This is a genomic window from Blastopirellula sp. J2-11 (genome assembly GCF_024584705.1).
Lineage (GTDB): Bacteria > Planctomycetota > Planctomycetia > Pirellulales > Pirellulaceae > Blastopirellula.
The window spans coordinates 6,309,791-6,328,589 of the sequence record NZ_CP097384.1 but is presented as its reverse complement, the minus strand read 5'-3'; the positions used below and the strand labels follow the sequence as shown (position 1 = coordinate 6,328,589).

General features: G+C 56.1%; 12 protein-coding genes. 5 read left to right on the top strand and 7 right to left on the bottom strand.

Going from position 1 to position 18,799, the window contains the following annotated elements:
- Nucleotides 1-354: 354 nt before the first annotated feature.
- Both M4951_RS25145 and M4951_RS25140 read left to right on the top strand, forming a co-directional pair.
- A complete protein-coding gene (locus M4951_RS25145; protein WP_262024348.1) occupies nt 355-1,056 on the top strand; it encodes a DUF3386 domain-containing protein in 702 nt (233 codons plus the stop codon).
- Nucleotides 1,057-1,118: 62 nt separating this feature from the next.
- Nucleotides 1,119-2,447 (top strand): PQQ-binding-like beta-propeller repeat protein, encoded by a 1,329-nt coding sequence (locus M4951_RS25140; RefSeq protein WP_262024347.1) that lies wholly within the window; start codon nt 1,119-1,121, stop codon nt 2,445-2,447.
- Between the two features lie 71 nt (nt 2,448-2,518).
- Here M4951_RS25140 and M4951_RS25135 read toward each other — a convergent pair whose 3' ends face one another.
- Nucleotides 2,519-3,424, bottom strand: coding sequence for an LpxI family protein (locus tag M4951_RS25135; RefSeq protein WP_262024346.1), 906 nt, complete (start codon nt 3,422-3,424; stop codon nt 2,519-2,521).
- Between the two features lie 22 nt (nt 3,425-3,446).
- The gene (lpxD, locus tag M4951_RS25130; protein ID WP_262024345.1) at nt 3,447-4,493 is read right to left on the bottom strand and encodes a UDP-3-O-(3-hydroxymyristoyl)glucosamine N-acyltransferase; all 1,047 of its coding nucleotides are present in this window, start codon (nt 4,491-4,493) and stop codon (nt 3,447-3,449) included.
- Between the two features lie 1,163 nt (nt 4,494-5,656).
- Here lpxD and M4951_RS25125 point away from each other — a divergent pair.
- Nucleotides 5,657-7,441, top strand: coding sequence for a GntP family permease (locus tag M4951_RS25125; RefSeq protein ID WP_262024344.1), 1,785 nt, complete (start codon nt 5,657-5,659; stop codon nt 7,439-7,441).
- Nucleotides 7,442-7,533: 92 nt separating this feature from the next.
- Here M4951_RS25125 and M4951_RS25120 read toward each other — a convergent pair whose 3' ends face one another.
- The 4 genes from M4951_RS25120 to lysS all read right to left on the bottom strand — a co-directional run bounded on the left by M4951_RS25120 (nt 7,534) and on the right by lysS (nt 12,826).
- Complete coding sequence (locus M4951_RS25120; RefSeq protein WP_262024343.1) at nt 7,534-8,526, bottom strand: exonuclease/endonuclease/phosphatase family protein; 993 nt, start codon at nt 8,524-8,526, stop codon at nt 7,534-7,536.
- Nucleotides 8,527-8,654: 128 nt separating this feature from the next.
- A complete protein-coding gene (locus tag M4951_RS25115) occupies nt 8,655-9,497 on the bottom strand; it encodes an ABC transporter ATP-binding protein (RefSeq protein ID WP_262024342.1) in 843 nt (280 codons plus the stop codon).
- A 16-nt stretch (nt 9,498-9,513) separates the two neighbouring features.
- Nucleotides 9,514-11,274 (bottom strand): ABC transporter permease, encoded by a 1,761-nt coding sequence (locus tag M4951_RS25110; protein ID WP_262024341.1) that lies wholly within the window; start codon nt 11,272-11,274, stop codon nt 9,514-9,516.
- A 10-nt stretch (nt 11,275-11,284) separates the two neighbouring features.
- Nucleotides 11,285-12,826, bottom strand: coding sequence for a lysine--tRNA ligase (lysS, locus tag M4951_RS25105; RefSeq protein ID WP_262026967.1), 1,542 nt, complete (start codon nt 12,824-12,826; stop codon nt 11,285-11,287).
- 926 nt (nt 12,827-13,752) lie between these two features.
- Between lysS and M4951_RS25100 the strand changes: the two genes are divergently transcribed.
- Entirely contained in the window at nt 13,753-14,934 is a 1,182-nt protein-coding gene (locus tag M4951_RS25100) for a hypothetical protein (RefSeq protein ID WP_262024340.1), read from the top strand.
- A gap of 363 nt (nt 14,935-15,297) precedes the next feature.
- Nucleotides 15,298-17,082 (top strand): FkbM family methyltransferase, encoded by a 1,785-nt coding sequence (locus tag M4951_RS25095; RefSeq protein WP_262024339.1) that lies wholly within the window; start codon nt 15,298-15,300, stop codon nt 17,080-17,082.
- A gap of 199 nt (nt 17,083-17,281) precedes the next feature.
- Here the strand turns inward: M4951_RS25095 and M4951_RS25090 are convergent, their stop codons facing one another.
- Nucleotides 17,282-18,550, bottom strand: a complete 1,269-nt coding sequence (locus tag M4951_RS25090) for a hypothetical protein (protein WP_262024338.1) — start codon at nt 18,548-18,550, stop codon at nt 17,282-17,284.
- Nucleotides 18,551-18,799 lie beyond the last annotated feature (249 nt).

The window sequence follows — 18,799 nt, the reverse complement described above, 5'->3', positions numbered from 1 at the left end:
ATCGTAGAATGCGGGGGGAACAGATCGTTGTGAGAATCAGCGGCCGGGCTGGCGAGAAAATGGGCTGGCGAGGGCTTATTGAGATCAGATCTCACTCGCTTAGCTTATCAGCTCCCAGGGCGGCGTCAATTGGCCCAATTTAGAAATCGTCCCTTAAAGGTCTTATTTTCGGGAGGAATCGAGCGAAATTCGCAACTTCTTGCCGGGGCCGCTTGCTCACTGCCGTTCCCCCAGATAGCCTATCGAGAATCGATCTCACTTTTACTGCGTTAGCCAGCCCGCCAGCCGAACCCCTCGCCAGCCACGCTTCGACGCCGCTTTTTGCTTGCGCGATTTCCTGGAAAGGGTCTCCCCATGATTGGCCGTATTAGCTGCTTGTTGCTCTTCTTCGCCGCTCCGCTGGCTGCGGCCGAATCGACCGCCGTTGAAACTTCCGCCGCTCATATGCTGGCCGATGCTCGTGACAGCCGAATTATCTGGAACGGCATTCCCGGTTTCACCGCCGACCTGGTCGTCTCGCTTGACGGGAAAACCGAACAAGGCGAAATCGACGTCGCCGCCGATGGCGAAACGAAGATCACCGGCATTTCGCTGACCGAAGATCGCGTCGTCGGCCGCGCTCTCGATTCGCTGATCGCGCATCGTTTTCGGGACGAAACCAACGAATTGACGGAAGAAGCGACCTTTGATCCGAAAGATCCCGGCACCGCGCTCGGTAAGCTGATCTCGCAAAGCGGCGGCGCGATGGCCAGTCAGTCGCGCGTCAAAGATGGCGTGATTCACGAGGTAATCCGCCGCTCTCCCAGCGGATCTTTCACCATCACTGTGGTCAGCGTTTATCGCAACCCAGCAGGCAAGTATCTGCCGCAGGTCTTCACCATCAGCAACTGGGACGCCGACGGTAATCTCACCGCCAGCGGCACGGTCGAAAATCGCTGGAAACGGATCGGCGATTGGGATTTGCCGGTCAGCCACACCGCGATTCGAACTTCCGACAGCGGAGAGCGTAAAGTCGTGCGTGTCGAATTTCACAATTTGCAGCTGAAAACAAAGTAGACTTACAAGTCGACGGCGGGCTCCCCTCGAATTCGATTTTCCTCCTATCTGCGAGAGACGATATGCATGCGGCATCTTGCCTGATCCTGCTGACGGCGCTAGCGGCCGGCAGCGACAATTGGCCCGCTTTCCAAGGCGCCGGCGTCCAACCTCCCCCGGCCGCCCAGTTGCCGCTGAAGTGGTCGCCGGAGAGCAACATTGCTTGGACGAGCGATTTGCCCGGTTACGGACAATCGAGCCCGGTCGTCTGGAACGGCAAGATTTATCTCACGTCGATCGATGGACCCAACAAAGAGACGAACATCGTCACCTGCTGGAATCTGGCCGATGGGGCGCCCGTTTGGCGCAAAGACTTCAAGTCATCGCAGCCGATCAAAAGCAGCACCTATGTCAGCCGCGCCGCGCCGACGCCGGCTGTCGATCAGTTGGGCGTTTACGCCTTTTTTGAAAGCGGCGACATCATCGCACTGTCGCACGATGGTGAGCCACTGTGGAGCAAGTCGCTGATCGCCGAGTATGGCGAAATGAAATCAAACCACGGTCTGGGCGCTTCGCCTGCGTTGACCGAAAACGCAGTGGTGTTGCTGGTCGAAAATGATGGGCCTTCGTACCTGGTCGCGCTCGACAAGAAGACTGGCGAAGCGATTTGGAAGACCGATCGCGAAAGCCGGATCAGTTGGAGCTCGCCCCGCGTGATTTCGACTCCCGGCGGTCCGCAAGTTGTCATTAGCAGCAGCGGCACGGTCGATGGATACGATGTCGACAGCGGCAAGCAGCTCTGGTCGATCGGCGATCTCGGCGGCAACACGACCAACACGCCGATGCCGTACGGAGACGGACTGTTTTTGGTCGGCGCATCGGCCGGACGAGGTGAAGACTCCAGCGGCGGAGCGAAACGCTCCAACATGGCGGTTCGCGTCCGCGAGTCGGACGCGGGTCCCACGGCCGAAGTACTGTGGCGCAACGAGAAAGCGTCGTCGTCATTCAGCACGCCGATCGTGCACCAAGGGGTCGCTTACTGGGTTAACAAAAGCGGCGTCGTCTTTGGCGTCGATGTCGAGTCAGGCGAAACCCTGTTCACCGAACGTCTGGGACAATCGTGCTGGGCGACTTCGCTGGGCGCTGGCGATCGCGTCTACTTCTTCGGCAAAGATGGTTTGACAACCGTCGTCAAAGCCGGTCCGAAGTGGGAAGTGCTGGCCGAGAATACGCTGTGGGATGAAGAAGCCGAAGCGCCGGCCGCGGAAGCTGCTCCGGTCGCCGAAGGAGAAGAAGCTGGACGTCGCGGTCCCCCAGCAAGGTCGTCGGGCCCGGTACTCTACGGCTACGCCGCCGTCCCCGGCAAATTGCTGATCCGCACCGGTCCCAAGCTCTACTGCATCACGCCGTAAAAGTAGGGCAGGCCGTGCCTGCCGAGCGCACTCACGCGCCGCAATGCAAAGAGCGGCCGGCACGGCCTGCCCTACGCGGCGGCCGCTTCGTCGTCGCTCAAGACTTCGCCCAATCGATCTCCGGTGGCGGCCACGATGGTGACGCCCAGCTTATTAGCCAGCGCGATGACTGCGGGCTCGTCAACGATGATCGTCTTATCGGCTTCGATCACCAGCGTGACGGCGCCGGACGCGGCCATCGTTTCGATCGTGCCGACGCCGATGGTTGGCACGTCAAATCGCATGTCTTGCTGCGGCTTGGCGACTTTGACGATGGTGAACCCGCCCGAGCGACAGAGCTGACCAGCGCGGCGAATGCACTCGTCGGTCCCTTCGACCGCTTCCAGCGCCAGCGCCATTTGCCCTTTGATCGCGACGCTTTGCCCGGTGTCAAACTTGCCGATCGCTTTGGCCAGGTCCCAGCCGTATTGCACGTCGCCGAGCTGTTTTTTGCTGAGCGGTTTGCCGGATAGTTGTCCAAATTTTACGAGCAGGTCAGGGGCATAATCGGTCGCAGGCACAAACTCGATTCCTTTGTTCGAAAACGCGCGGCAGATGCCGCCCAGGATGGTGTCGTCTTTGCGATCTTTTTTGCCCCAAATAAAGGGACCGAAAATTCGCGCGCCGTACCAATCGGGGAAATGATTCCAGAGTGCGCCGCGATCTAACAGCCGCACCTTGTGGACCTTGCCGACCATTGTCGCCGTCGTCACCTGGTGGCGCTGATAGAAGCGGACGCATTTGCCAAGTTGCCCGAGTCCGATCCACTCGTGCGAAGTGGAGATTTCGGCCAGGATCGGATCGGCGTGGTCTTTGATCAGCAGCGTATGAACCGCGTAGCCATGTCGCTGAAGCGCCGTGGCCACTTCGATCGGCAGTCGCCCCCAGCCAGCCAGCAGGCCAAACGGCGGTTGTCGGTCAGTCGCAGATGAATTCATAGCGTCCGTGCGTAAGAAGACGTTAGGCGGTTTTCCGCAGTTCGTCTTCCTTCTCCAATTCGGTGACACGCGATAACAGCGCCTTCAGTTGCTTTCGCATTTCAGGCAACTTACTGAGCAGCGCGACTTCCAGTTTCTTGTCTTTCGCTGGGATCGCGGGCGAGCCGATGACATGTTGTCCGGCGCCGATATCCGATGCGACGCCCGCTTTGGCGCCCAAGATGGCGCCATCGCCGACATGAACATGATCTCGCACGCCGACCTGACCGGCCATCACGACGTAATCGCCGGTAGAGGTGCTGCCTGCGACGCCGACCTGCGAACAGATCAGATTGTGTCGACCAATCCGGCAGTTGTGGGCGATCATCACTTGATTGTCGATCTTGGTCCCGTCACCGATCACCGTCGGGCCATAGGTGCCGCGGTCAATTGTGGTCGCGGCGCCGATCTCGACAAAATCGCCAATCACCACGTTTCCCAGTTGCGAGGAAAGGAGATGCTTGCCGCTTCCAGATTCATAGCCAAACCCAAAGGCGCCCAGCACGCACGAAGCATGCAGAATACAGTTGGCGCCGACAATGGTGTTCTCATAGAGGACGACGCCGGGAAACAGAAACGAGCCGGCGCCGATCACGCTGCCCGCGCCAATTTGCACGCCGCTTTGGATAACGACCCCTGACTGAATGCTGACCCCTTCGCCGATCACGACCAACGGTCCGATCGACGCGTCCGCGGCGATCACCGCGCTGTCGGAGACGACGGCCGAGGGATGAACGCCGAGCTTATTTTGGGCAAGATTAGGACGAAACTGCGCCACGATCTTGGCGAACGCTTCATGAACGTTGGCGACCACAATCACCGGCATGCCGGCCGGAGCGAACTCGCCTGAAGCGAGAACGGCGGCGGCGCTGCAGCGCGCTAATTCTTTTGCGAGTTCGGGACGGTCCGCCAGCGTGATTTCGCCCGGCTGCGAGTCGCGAATGATCGACGCGCCGGTGATTTCCAACTGGGCGTCGCCGTGCAGCGTCCCTTCGACCAGAGACGCCAGTTGGCCGAGTGTGACACCCATTGCGTTGCTTTCTTTCGCGAGAGCTGTGAAGCCAAAGTTGATAGCAGGCTAATGTAACGGAAGAGGGCGTAATCGACCAAGCCCGATCGCTACCAAGTGCTAGCAGCCAGCCAGCCAGTTTCGTAGGGTGCGTCAAGACGCACGAAGTCCTGCCGACCCAGCCGCCAAATAGCCAAGCGTGGCGACGCAATCGCTGCGATCCCTTGCGTTGTCACGCTAGATGGATTGGCGGTTGATTGAGCAGGTTCCAGGTGCGTCTTGACGCACGCTAGACCTCCCCCAAAATCAGCCGCACGGCGTTAGCCGCGGTTTCTGACAGGAACTCCTTGACGACGGAAAATTGAAGACAAGAAACCGCGGCTAACGCCGTGCGGCTGATTTTGTGAGAGAAGCCGGAGCGAAAGGCGCCTGCTTTGGGGGTTGAAAATGTCTTAGTCTTTTGTTAGACTTTCTTCGCATCTTTTCGTTCGCAGAGCGACCCGCTTCCATTGGCTGGAGCGCCGCGCTGTGGTTTGGATCGCCAGCTTCGGGAGAGGCTGGTGGGGTTGTTTGCTGCGCGGTTTGGGAAGTGGGTCTTGGGGAGTTTTGGGGGCGAGGGAGTGATGGATCTAACTCAAAAAAACTCGCAGCGGTCCTGTCCTGTCCAACCTTTCGAACGGGAAAACGCGGTGGTTCTGTCCTGTCCAACCTTTCGAACGGGAAAACGCGGTGGTTCTGTCCTGTCCAACCTTTCGAACGGGAAAACGCGGTGGTTCTGTCCTGTCCAACCTTTCGAACGAGAAAACGCGGTGGTTCTGTCCTGTCCAACCTTTTGAACGGGAAAACGCGGTGGTCCTGTCCTGTCCAACCTTTTGAACGGGAAAACGCGGTGGTCCTGTCCTGTCCAACCTTTCGAGCGAGAAAACGTGGCGGTCCTGTCCAATTCGCAAAAAAAGGAGACCGGTCCGCTCATCGATTGGAGAGTAGCGAACAGGAGAGAATCGACAGGTTCCTCCTTCCTTCGACATTCGGATTTAAGCATTTGTCATTGGCTCTTGCCGGTTTTCGCTCCCTATTTCCTATCCTAACCCTTGATATTCGGGCCTCGGTGTGGCATTCTCATACTTCCCCGCGCAAACGAAAATTACCCCACTTCTCTGAAATAGCCGCTAGAGACGCCTGTCATGACGCCTGACGAAGCGAATTATGCCCTGCTCTGTTTGGGTGTCGGCATGGCCACGGTGTTGGGGCTGATTATCCTTCTGCGGGCCAACGCGTTTATCGCGATGCTGGTCGCCGCGATGGTGGTCAGCTTGATGGCCGACGGCAGTGTGCAAGACAAGTTCAGCCGCGTCGCTTCGGCGTTTGGCGGCATGGCCGGCGGCGTTGGTATCGTGATCGCGTTGGCCGCGATCATCGGCAAGTGCATGCTCGATAGCGGCGCCGCCGATCGGGTCGTGCGCTGGATGATGAACATCTGCGGCGAAGAGCGCGCACCGGCTGCGCTGATGGGCAGCGGTTTTATTTTGGCGGTGCCGGTCTTTTTTGACACCGTCTTTTACTTGCTCGTGCCGCTGGCCCGCTCGTTGTTTCGCCGCACCAAGAAAAACTATCTGCTCTACGTGATGGCGATCGCTACCGGCGGCGCAATCACGCATACGTTGGTTCCGCCAACTCCCGGTCCGTTGGTGGTCGCGGATCAACTGGGCGTGGATAAGGGATTGATGATCTTGATCGGCGCCTGCGTCGCGCTGCCGGGCGCGATCGCCGGGTTGTTGTTCTCGATGCTGATGAATCGTTGGATGCCGCTGCCGATGCGGCCGATCAGCGCCGAGCCGGAACCGGAAGAATTGCCCGACAGCCAACTGCCGAGTCTCTTCGTTTCGCTGCTGCCGGTTTTGTTGCCGGTGCTGTTGATCTCGACCAATACGGTGCTGACGACAATCGCTGACGGCCAACGAGCCGCCCAGCTAAAAGCGGAAGAAATCGACTGGCCAGCGTTCCGTGCTCAAGTGCAGTCGGAAAACAAAGCCGACGAAGATACGTTGGGCAAGCGAATGGCCGCGACGATCAGCGAAAGCGAGTTCCAGCAAGAACGCCGCGCCGAGATCGCCGATCTGCTGTTGCGCGACGCTCCCCTCTCGACCGACGATCAACAGGCGCTGGTAGCGGGACTCAATCAATTTGTGCTGACGCACAAACCGTTGGCGGTTGACTTGCCAGGCTCCTTACCGCCGGCCGTGGTCAAGAAAGTGAACGGTGACAATTCGCGGATGAAACCGGTCGACGCCGAGCGGATGAATCGCCAGGTGTTGGAATCGACCTACGGCGAAGATCTGATCAAACCGCATGTCTGGAACACCGATGCGCGGATCGCCGCGAATTGGTCGTCGGCTTTCGGCGATGCGAATTTCGCCCTCTTGTTATCGGCGATCGTCGCCATGGCGACGCTGGCCTCGTCACGCAAATTATCGCTGAAAGAACTGGCTCAATCGGTCGAAGTGGCGCTGATGAGCGGCGGCGTAATTATCTTGATTACCTGTGCCGGCGGCGCGTTTGGCGCGATGCTGGGCGTCGCTAACGTCGGCCCGGCGATTCGGGAAATGTTTAGCGTCGGCGATGGCGGCGGCAGCGCGATCATGATTTTGCTGCTCGGCTTTTCGATCGCGTCGCTGCTAAAGATCGCCCAAGGTTCTAGCACGGTGGCGATGATCACCGGCGCGGCGATGTTGGGCGGATTGGCGACGCCAGAGACGCTCGGCTGCAATCCGGTTTATCTCGCCACCGCGATCGGCAGCGGATCGCTGATGGGATCATGGATGAACGACAGCGGCTTCTGGGTCTTCGCCAAAATGAGCGGATTGACCGAAGTGGAAGCGCTGAAGTCGTGGACGCTGCTGCTGTTGGTTTTAGGCGGCGTCAGCTTCCTGGCGACCTTAATCCTGGCGACGCTAATGCCGCTGGTGTAGGGCAGGCCGTGCCTGCCGAAACCGCTCGCAAGATTGATGCATGAGCAAGTAACCGCAATGGAAAGAGCGGCAGGCACGGCCCGCCCTACTTTCTAACGAACTGGTGTTGCGGCGCCTGCGGCGATTGCGGATGGGCCGGCTTCGTACGCTGAAAATTCGCCCCAGACCGGCAAGTGATCAGAGACGTCCAGCGCTTGATCTCGCGTTAGGCGAAACTCTTTTTCCGTGTCGTAGACCGCGGCGACTCCGGTGAACTCGCGGGTATCGGCCGCGATAAAGACCAGGTTGTCATAGCTCGATTTGCGGAGCGTGTTCGTCGCTTCGTCCGAGACCGTCCAAGTAATACCGGGAACTTGACCTAGGGCGCCAAGCTTCTTGTAGCTGACATTCAGGTCGCCCAGCAAAATGACGTCGTCTTCCGGCCCGCTATAACGAACCAGTTGATAGACTTCGCCCAGCGCGTCGAGTTCTTCATCCGTTTCATCTGGATCGGTATGGATGTTGACCAAGGTGAAGCGAAAGGGAACGCGCGAGCGATCGGCGCCGATTGCGTGAAACGAAGCGACCAACGGTTCGCGATGGAGCAAGTCGCTGGGATCGTTGATCGTAAAGACCGAGTCGGGTTCGACCGCGATCCGATTTTTGTCATAGAGAAAGACGTATTGTTCTTTGCTGCTGGAGCGACCAAGCCGCGGACCGACGATCGAGTCATAGTTGCGGCCGGTGCTATTGATCATCTGCAGAAAGCGAGGAATCACATCCTGTTCAGAGCTGCGCAACTCTTGGATGGCGACCACATCGAACTTGCGAACGATCTCGGTCAGTACCTGCATGACTTCCGGCTTGTTCATCTTCGACTGACCGAAGACTTGAATGTTGAACGAAGCGATGCGGATCTTATCGCCGGTCGGAGGCGCTGTGGCGCCGCCGGTTGTCGTTCCAGAGGCGGGCGTTTGCGCCGACTGGTTTTGCTGCTGGTGCTGGGCAATCTCAGCGGCGACTTTTTCGAGTTGCTCGACATTACAGCCTGCTGCACAGGCCAAACCGACGACAAATGCCAAGAACGAGAGTAGGGCGGCCCGCATCGCAGCCTCCTTGCTGTGCAGAGAGCGAAATTGAATCAATAGCGCGCGGAGGGTATCAAACGAGCGGCGCCAGCAGCCAGATCAATCGCCCGATTTTGGCGAATTTGTTACGAGAGTTAACAATCGCACTACTGCTTTTCGACGCGTCCGCCGGCCAAGCGAATGATGTCGTCCCCTTGCGCCGCGATCGAACTGTCATGGGTGACCATGACGATCGTCAGATTTTGCTCACGATTGAGCCGCTTCAAGATCTCCATGATCTCGCCGCCGGTTTGCTCATCAAGATTGCCGGTCGGCTCATCGGCGAGCAAGATGCGCGGCTGCGCGATCAGCGCTCGTGCGATGGCGGTCCGCTGCATTTCGCCGCCAGAGAGCTCGCGAGGTTTGTGCGTCGTGCGGTGGCTAAGCCCGACCATCTCTAGCAGTTCTTCGGCTCGTTTGCGGAATTGTTTGCGAGCCGACCAATAGCGCCACATGCCATGGGAGATCATGATCGGGGTCAATACGTTCTCAAGCGTCGAGAGTTCCGGCAACAGATGATAGAATTGAAAGATCATGCCGAACGCGCGGCTGCGCAGCGAATCGCGCTGGCGCGAATTGAATTTGTCGATTCGCGTGTTGGCGAAATGAATTTCGCCGTCATCCGGCGTGTCAAGCGTCCCCATCAGGTGCAACAGCGTGCTTTTGCCGCTGCCGCTTTGCCCAATGATCGAGGTGATTTTGCCTTCTTCGGCGGCGAAATCGACGCCGCGCAGCACCGGAATGGTCAGCCGACCTTTGCGGTAGCTTTTGTGGAGGGCGCGCGTTTCGAGCAGCGGTTTCTTTTTCTTTGCGCCCGGCGTTTTCTTCGCGACGTCGGCGGGCTGCGCGAATTTGGCCGTGTTGATGTGCGGGCCGGCCAGTTCTTTGCGGCGCGCTTCGTGATCGGGAAGCACGCTTTCACGCTGCAGACGGATTTCGAGAGCGGACATGCCTTGCGATTCTGCGTTACTCATAGCGAAGTGCCTCTACGGGATGAAGTCGCGCGGCTCGCATCGCCGGCAAAACGCTCGCCAAAACGGCGATCAACATCGCGCCGGCGACAACCCAGGCAATGCTCCACGGTTCGACGATGGTCGGAATCTCGCGGAAGTAGTAAACCGTCGGATCGAACACTTCGCGCCCCGTGATCCATTCGATCACGGCGGCGATGCGGTTGATGTTGACGACAAACAGCAGGCCCAGCACCATGCCGACGCCTGAACCGACGATGCCCAGCGAAAGGCCATAAGCGACGAAGATGCTCATGATGCCGCCGCCTGAGGCGCCCAGCGATTTCAAAATGCCGATGTCTTTGGTCTTCTCGACCACGATCATGTAGAACGTCGCCAAGATGCCAAAGCCGGCGACGCCGATGATCAAAAATAGCAGGATGTTGAGGATCGTTTTTTCCATCTCAACGGCGGAGAGGAGCGGTCCTTGCAGGTCGCGCCACGATTGAATGCGGTAAGGACTGGCCGCTGGCGGAAACGCGGCGCGTAGCTTGTCGGTCGCTTGTTGCAGGCTGACGCCTTCTTTCAGTTTGATTTGGATCGACGAGATCGCCGTTCCATGTTCGGGATGAATCATGCCGCGCAGACGTTGCAGTTGATCGAGCGGCATGAAGGCGAACGCGGCGTCGTATTCGCTCATCTTGCTTTCGTAAAAGTCGGTGACGGTGAACGTCGCGTTCATCGCCTTCGGCGGATTTTCGGCGGTCGGAAAGGTCAGTTTGACATCATCGCCCGGCAGGACCATGAAGAAATCCTTCACTTCGCCGGTCGTTTTGTCGCGATCACGAACGCTGCCGATCGCGATCCCCAGGATCAAACCGGTCGCTTGGTGTTGTAGAGGATCGTAGGTCGATTCGGCCGGCAAACCGCGACGCGACGAGAAAGGATCGGCGCCCTTCTTGTTCGGATCGTACAGTTCAGCGTTGGCCATCTTGTTCAGCTCTTGGGGACGCGTCCCCGGCAGCGGAGGCGCCGCTGGATCTGTCGCAAACGGCGGCAAGATCGCTTTTTCGGCGACTTCTTCTTCGTGATCGACCAGAGCGATCGGCGCCGGTTGGGCGATCCGCTTTTGGCGGAGCAGGTCTTGGTCGGGCCAGCGGCCGGTTTCTTCGAACTCGCGGAACTGCGAAAGCTGCATTTCAAGCTCGCGCTCGTACATCACTTTCCCGCGGCGATGTCCCCAGCCGGCGTCTCGCAGAGGAGAACCTTCGTCTCCTTCGTAGCCTGATTCCTTCAGATCGAAATCGACATGCTTGCGATTGGCGGGGTGCTTTAGATATTGAGTAAAGTCGCTGACTTTGGCGTACGACTCTGGATCGATGCCGACCAGCGTCACATGACGCGGCATCCATTGATCCCGAATTTTCATGCTGAGCATCGCCGGAACATGCACCGTTACGGTGACGTCCTGGATGTCGTCCCCGGCGACCTCTTTGACTTTGGCGAGCTCATCTTCCCAGTGATAGAAGCCGTTCAGACTGTGGCTTTCCATCACGATATCGGAAAGGATGCCATGAAGGCGCGAATGCATCTCGTGCGCAAAGCCCGACATGACTGAGTTGACGACGATCATGGTCGCCACGCCTAGCGTGACGCTGATGATCGAAGCGAGCGCAATATAGCGCGTTCGCAGATAGCGCAGGCAGAGTATCAGCTTGTACATCGCCAGTCCTTCGGCTTTCTCGACGGCGGCGGCTTCCGTGCCGACGCGGATCAATCAGCAAGCTCTATTCGTGCGACGCTTCGTGCCGCAGGAGGGGGAATAGAATAATCTCGCGGATCGTTTGCGTATTAGTAAGTAACATGACTAACCGGTCAATCCCAATTCCCAAGCCGCCGGCCGGAGGCATGCCGTTGCGCAGCGCTCGGATAAAGTCGTGGTCCATCTTGGCCATCGAGTCTTCATCCGCTTGCCCGTCTAGCTGCGTTCGGAACAACTTGTCTTGCAGGTCGGGATCATTCAGCTCGGTATAGGCGTTCGCGACTTCCATGCCGTTGATGAACAGCTCGAAACGCTCGGCGACCGCTGGGTTGTCCGTCTTGCGCTTCGTCAGCGGACAGATGCTAGCAGGGTAGTCCATCACAAAGATGGGGCCCTTCAACTGGTCTTCGACTTTCTCTTCGAATATTTCGTTGCGGATAACGTCGGGATGTTTTCCGTCAGTCACCAAACCAAGATTGATCGCATACAGCTTTACCGCCGCGTCGTCGGTCGGATCGACGCCGGTATTCTCTTGGAACAACTCGGCGTAGGTGCGACGTTCGAACGGCGGCGCGAAGTTGACCATCGTCTCGCCATACGGCAGCTCAAAGCTGGCGCCGATAGCGTTGATAGCGCCGGAGATGACCGCTTCGGTCAGATCCATCATCGAGCGGTAGTCGCCGTAAGCTTGGTAGACCTCAAGCATCGTGAACTCGGGATTGTGCTTGGGGCTGATTCCTTCGTTGCGATAGACGCGTCCCAGCTCAAACACGCGCTCCATGCCGCCGACCAGCAGCCGCTTCAGATGCAGTTCGAGCGCAATCCGCATGTAAAGCTCCATGCCGAGCGCGTTGTGATGCGTGATAAACGGTCGAGCCGCGGCGCCCCCGGCGATCGCGTGGAGCGTCGGGCCTTCGATCTCGATGAAGTTTTGATCCGCCAGAGTCTTGCGGATCGATTTGACGATCTCGGTTCGTTTGACGAACCGCTCAATCGCTCCATCGGTGTGCGCCAGGTCGAGATAACGCATCCGCTGACGCAGTTCGGGATCGGTCAGACCTTTGTGCTTTTCGGGCGGCGGATCGAGCGTCTTGGTCAGAAAGTGGAGCTGCTCGACAAAGATCGTCAATTCGCCGGTCTTGGTTTTGCGCAGCTCGCCGTCGACCCCGATGATGTCGGCCAGATCGAGACACTGGGCGATTTGCCAGTTGCGTTCCCCGACCTGATTTTGTCCGATAAAGATCTGAATTTGCCCGGTTCGATCGCGCAGATCGGCAAAAACTAGCTTGCCGGTCGGCCGCATCAGCACGATTCGCCCGGCGATGCGAACCTTGGGGCCCGCGTAGGAAGTGACTTCTTTGCCATGCTGAGTTTCGGTCGTTTCGACGATTTCGGCCTCGCGAGCACGAACATCGGCGATCGCCATTTGGTCATCAAACCGCTGTCCCCACGGATCGATTCCGAGATCGACCAACTGCTGCATCTTTTGGCGGCGAGCCGCTTCCAGCGCTGACAGGTTCGCTTCGTCTTCGGAGACCGTCCAAGGGCGGTCCTTGGCGGTCAGCATCTTGCCGATGACGTGTGTCAGCAGTTCTTTGAAGTCGTCTTGCGGTTCGTACAGCTCGACGCGCTGCGGCTTCAGGCCGCTCGGCAGACGCAGCAAATCGTACATTTCGCCGGCCACATCTTCACGATTGCCGTTGTGGTCATTTCTCATAAACCACACGCACTGCAGCAGTTGCGTTTGCTTGGCGCTCTCCAGCACGATGTCCAGTTCGTGCTGCGCCGTCTCTTTCGTGTAGGGGTTCAGCGACGCTTCGTTGTCTGATCCCAGTCCGATCGTCAGCGCGAGCGTCTCTTTGGCTTTTTCCAGCAAGTCCTTCGACGGCACGGCGCCGGGATGCCCGTGATCGTCGGTGTCAAAGCAATGATCGATGATTTCAAAGGTGACGCCAAACTGCGGTTTGACGACGGTTTTGTTGAACTCTTTGAAGAACTTCCGCACTTCGCGGCATTCCTTGACCGTGTCATTCGACCAGAGCAGGAACACATGGTACTTAGAGGGGCGTTTGGCGGGTGCGGCCATGAAAATTGCCTCAGTTGTGGGGCGAAAATTGCCGCGGATCATGTCCGAGGCGCTATGGTGAAGACTGTAACCTCAAGAACCCCAACATTTTCCAGAGATTTGAAAGCGGGTCAATGCGGGCAATTTTCGGTGCGATGCCAGAAAAGGTGGGAGAGGTGGCGGAAAGTTCACCAAGTCATAACGGCACTGCTAGCGCTTGAAGAATTGCGGCGAACAGCAAATTGAGTCAATCCGAATAGTTTGCGTAAAACGCACAGGACTGTCGGCCTGGTAGAGGAAAAAGTCGCGAATGTTGTGAGGATGTTCGATGAACTGATATTGATAGATGAAGGGAAAACCGGAATCATGCGATGCTTCCCCTCCCTTTATCCTTACAGGATTTTAGGGCCCGACAGCAAAGTAATTTCATGACATCATCACCAACCAAAGGACTTGCCGCCGCTACGGTGGTGACTCGAAATTACTTTCAATTCGCGGTTGCTTGGGCGGAAAGCATTTATCAAACGCAGCCAGAGGTCACGGTCTACATCTGTCTGGTCGATCGGATGCCGCCGCATCTGGCGCCGGAAAAACAACTGCCCCCCAACGCTGTAATCGTCTATCCGGAAGCGTTGAAGATCCCCGCAGTCAAGCAGTTTCTCTTTCGCTATACGCCGTTTGAGCTTTCCTGCGCACTAAAACCGTTTATCGTACGGCATGCTCTGCAGTCAGGGCATGGCAAAGTCGTTTACATCGATACCGATACGCGGGTCTATGGCGATTTGAACCAATTGTTCGACAGTCATCCCGACAGTTCGATCTGTTTGACGCCGCATATTTATAAGCCGCTGCCTGATGACGGAAAAATGCCGATCGAGCAATGCTTTCTCACGGCTGGCGTCTACAACGGCGGATTCCTGGGCGTTGTGAACGACGAAACGGGACAATCGTTCGTCGAATGGTGGGGCGAAAAGTGTCTGTTCCATTCGATCGTCGACATCGCGGCCGGACTGCACGTCGATCAGAAATGGATTGATCTAGTTCCGTCGCTATTTGATAACGTGACCATCGTCCGTCGCGACGGGCTGCATGTCGCCTATTGGAATTTGCTCGACTGCGACATCCAACGCGACGCTGAAGGCCAAGTCACAGTCAACGGTCAACCGATGGTGATTTTCCATTACAGCGGCATTGATTTCGACGACCCCGGCCTGCTCTCCAAATATCAAAACCGGTTATCCCTCACCGATATGCCGGTTGTGGCAGATCTGGTCGCAGAGTACGTCGAGTGTGTCAAAGCGAGCGATGTGAGCGGCGGCTACTCAAAGCTCGAATATCTCTACAACACGCTTCGTAGCGGCGAAACGATCCAGCGAGAATGGCGCGAAGCGATGCGTCATCGCCACGGTTGGATGGAAAAATGGGAAAACCCGTTTGACGACATTTCGCACCCGCAGATGCTGATTGTCTATCAAGAGCTTGCCCCTGCCTACGTCCACTCGCGAGTTGATTGGCGCCTGGCGGGATTAAATGCGGGAGAGAAGAAAAACCAATTGCATCGCAACAGCTGGAAAAAGAAGGTTTTCCGCTATCTGAAACGGCTGGGTTAAAGCTTCGCACCTCGGTTCTTAGAAACGCAACAACCGACTGCACAAGCAAGCTAAGAGAGCGGCTCCACAATCGCCAGAGATTTTCGGATGGGTCCTCTGAATGCTGCTTTCATGCCGTCTTATGTGTTCCTATCGTATTTCACAAATTCAGCGACCATGTGAAGTCCATTCTTTGCATGCAAGCGAATGCTGGATGACCGCCTCCGGAACAGAATTTGAAAAAGAAATTGATATTGTTCGCAGCGGCGTTTGGCTTTAGCATCCCGACCCAGGATTGGCGAGAGGTATGACGAGATTGATTTTGCTCCACAGAATCTTGGAGCAGATTAGTTGCCGCGCGTTGATCATCGTACGGAGAAAAGCATGAATAAGTTGCGAAATCTGTTTAGCAAACGCACTTGGCGCAGACCGAGTCACACGACGGTGTCTCCCTCGTCCACCTCCGTTGTGGTCGGCCCTTCTCAGGATTTGCGGACAACACAGAGCACGCAAGACGTGCTTCAGCAACTAGAAAGATGGGAAAGAGTTGAATTTCTTCAAGACGCTGCAAATTTCGAGATGGTGAATGAAACCCTTTCCGCACTAGTGGGGATTGAGGATCATCGGCGATCCGATTTTGACGAACATAAGCATGCGTTAGCTCCGATCCTGGAAATCGGTTCTCGGCAGAATGACGAACAGATATGGTTTGGCGCTGCTCCTGCGACAATACTCGCAATGAGCGAGGCTGCAGAATCAAAATCTTGGGGTAATTTGCCGCACATTATCTCATTTTTTACGGATAACGAACCCTACCGAAGTCATGCCGCTCGATTCCAGAAAAGCGTTGAAGACTTGGAGATTTCCAGTTACTCGCTAATTCAAATTCCATCATTTCAATCTTGGCACGAAGCGACCGCTTTTAAAGCGAAATTTATCCGAGACAAATTGTGCGAGTTGAAACAAAATGTCCTTTGGATTGACGTTGACGCTACCCTCCACAATTGTCATGCCCATCCGTTTTTCGAATTCGCAGATTTTGCTATCCATCGACACCATCGTTGGCAATTCGCTTCGGGGACGGCCTTTTTCGCGTATTCAATACCTGCATTGACGCTCATCGACAAATGGATTGATCTATGCACGAAGGAACCGCTGAATTGGGATCAGTTGCTGCTGCAGAAAGCCCATGCAGCATGCGCCGATGATGTCGGGCTGATAACCTTCTGGCTTTCGCAAGATTATACGAAGATTGACAACGACAAATGGTGGGACCAATCTTGTCGGCATCGTCCGCGGATAGTGCATCATCAAGCTTCGCGCGAAGTATTCAAAACTCAGAGCAAGATCGCGCCTGAATTTGATGCTGAGTTTAAGTTGAGCCAATCTTTGTCTAAGGTAAATAGTAAACATTGGCCTGACATCGCTTCCGTCGAGCGTCACGATGTCGTCGAGAACTATCATTTCAAGGCTTGGCCTGGCGTAAATTTTCGATACGAGCAGCTGTTAACATTTGTGATCGAATATTATCAGCAACAGAACTCCGCTCCATTTGTTGTGGAAGTTGGCGCAATGGATGGCGTTCGATTCGATCCGCTCCACCCTTGGTTGGTCAAATATCAATTGCCTGGCTTGTTGATCGAACCGATACCTGACATGTTCAAACTCTTGAAAGAGACGTATCGCGATTGTGCTAATCTCATTTTTGAGAATGTGGCGATTGACGCTTCTGTGGGGGCTCGCGACATGTTTAGAATATCGGAGGAAGCGATTGCCCTGTATGGACTTGAGTCTTGGGCCGCGGGACTATCCTCGTTCTACAACGACCGAAATGCGCTAGGCGGCAATCAAATAGACGAGGAGACTTTTCAAAAAATCATCCCCCACATCCAGCAAGAATCGGTTCAAACGCTACCGCTCGCTGATGTGCTTGTCAGGAATAACGTTCAAGCTGTCGATGTTCTTCAAATCGACACGGAAGGACACGACTATCGTGTATTGGCGACGTTTCCCTTTCATCGCTTTGTCCCGTCAGTAATTCACATGGAATTCTACAACTTGCCACGCGCTGAAAAGATGGCCACTTTTGCGCTTTTGGAATCGAATGGATATGCGTATGACATTCAAGGTAAAGATCTCTGCGCAACAAAGCTCAGGCGTCCTGAATAGATCGCTATGCAGGTCAAGGATGAGTGCAGTCGCCGCGTCCAACTCTTCTGTTTCTAACGACCGCCCTGTCGCAAAGCCATGGATCCTGCGTGTGCTGACCAGCACGTGATCTACAAGTTTTCAGAAACTAAACAGGCCGAGTTCGGCAAGAAGTCAGTATCGATCGAATCTAGACCGGGACGAGCCAGCAGATGTTATCTCAACCCCCAGCAAAGACTCGCTTTATCCGTTTCGATAGCGACTTCCAGAGCCGTTTGATCCGCGGTGGACGTCCGTTCGACTGTTTTTGCATTTGCTCTTTGCACGCAGTCAGATCTTGGGAAACCTTTTGCAGTTGATGCTTTAGGTGACCGATCTCCACTTGCAGGCGTTCGCGGTCCGTTTCGGCGAAAAAGGGATGCTCCGGGTAGAGGTCCGCCATCACGAAGCGTTCTTCGCGCACTTGCGGAGCCCGACCATCCAGGGGCAAGATTTGCTCGATCTGCCCGACGGGCTTTCCCGCGGCGGCGCGTTGAGTTCCCTTTTCGATCAGTTGCTTGGCGAGCTCTAACATTCTAGGAGTCGCAGGCGTTCGACACTCCAACGCATCGTGCAAACTAACATCTTGAAACAGCATGCGTGCCGCTGGTGGATTCGCCAGCTCAGACATGACCGAAGCGATTTGGTGAGATGCGGAAATGGTCCATGCGGCTGGAACATAGTGGGGAAAATTACCATAGTCGAGTAGTGCGACCGGAAGGCCGCAATACATCGCTTCCAACTGCGCCGTCGATGGTGTTGTGATGACGGCGTCCACCTGTTTCATCACTTCGGCAATCGGAACGGTCTGGAGATTGGATTCTGACGGCATCAGGCCAAGCTTTTGATCCAGTCCGCCGGTAAGTCGCCATACCGGTTGGACATCGGTTTGTTGGGAAAGCCAATTCTTCAGATCCGCTAAACCATCCTGCACGTTCTGGATTTGATCCTCTGTAAAGCCCGGCGTCTTGGCGGTCATGATGAGGATCGTAAACGGCTGGTCGGCGGAACGCGTTCTCCGCTTTTGGCCGCTAAGCGAGTCGAAACGCGGCGAACCGACAACTTCGCACTTGCCGACATTTCCCCACGATTCTAGGACACGCGACTGAGAACGGCCAATACAGGCGATCTTGTGGCCAAATACAGGCTGAAAAATAGCACCGGGTGCGATGCTGGGATGCAGCCAGGTATTTCGATATTCCAGGATCCCATCGGCCAGAATCAACACCGGGATCGCATCTTGTTTCAACAGTCTTGCCAGAACACTCACAAATGGCTGCTCGTAATGTTGAGCCGTGACAATTAACGAGGTTCCCGCTGGCGGTTGCCAGTCATCCGTAAAAAATTGCTCGACGACTGACCACGACCAATCCGAAGTCCTCAACCATTCAAACAGCGGGCTCTTATGTCCTTGTAGATCGAGGATCACTATGTGAGGCGAGTGCGTCATGGGAGACAAATCAGCAAATAATGTGTTGTTGGTTGCCACCGAATCAACTGGCGCCAGCGTTTTAACACCGATCGTATCCACTAGAGAGATATCTAGTAAGTCAATTTCGCAAACCGTTGAGCACGCATCTTGAAACGGATCATAGCGAATGCTACCAGGATCGATATTCGTTTCATGAATCCAAACTCGATTGCGTTGAAAGAGACGTTCGACTACGCTCGCATCGGTGGTGTCGCGACACGAATAGCA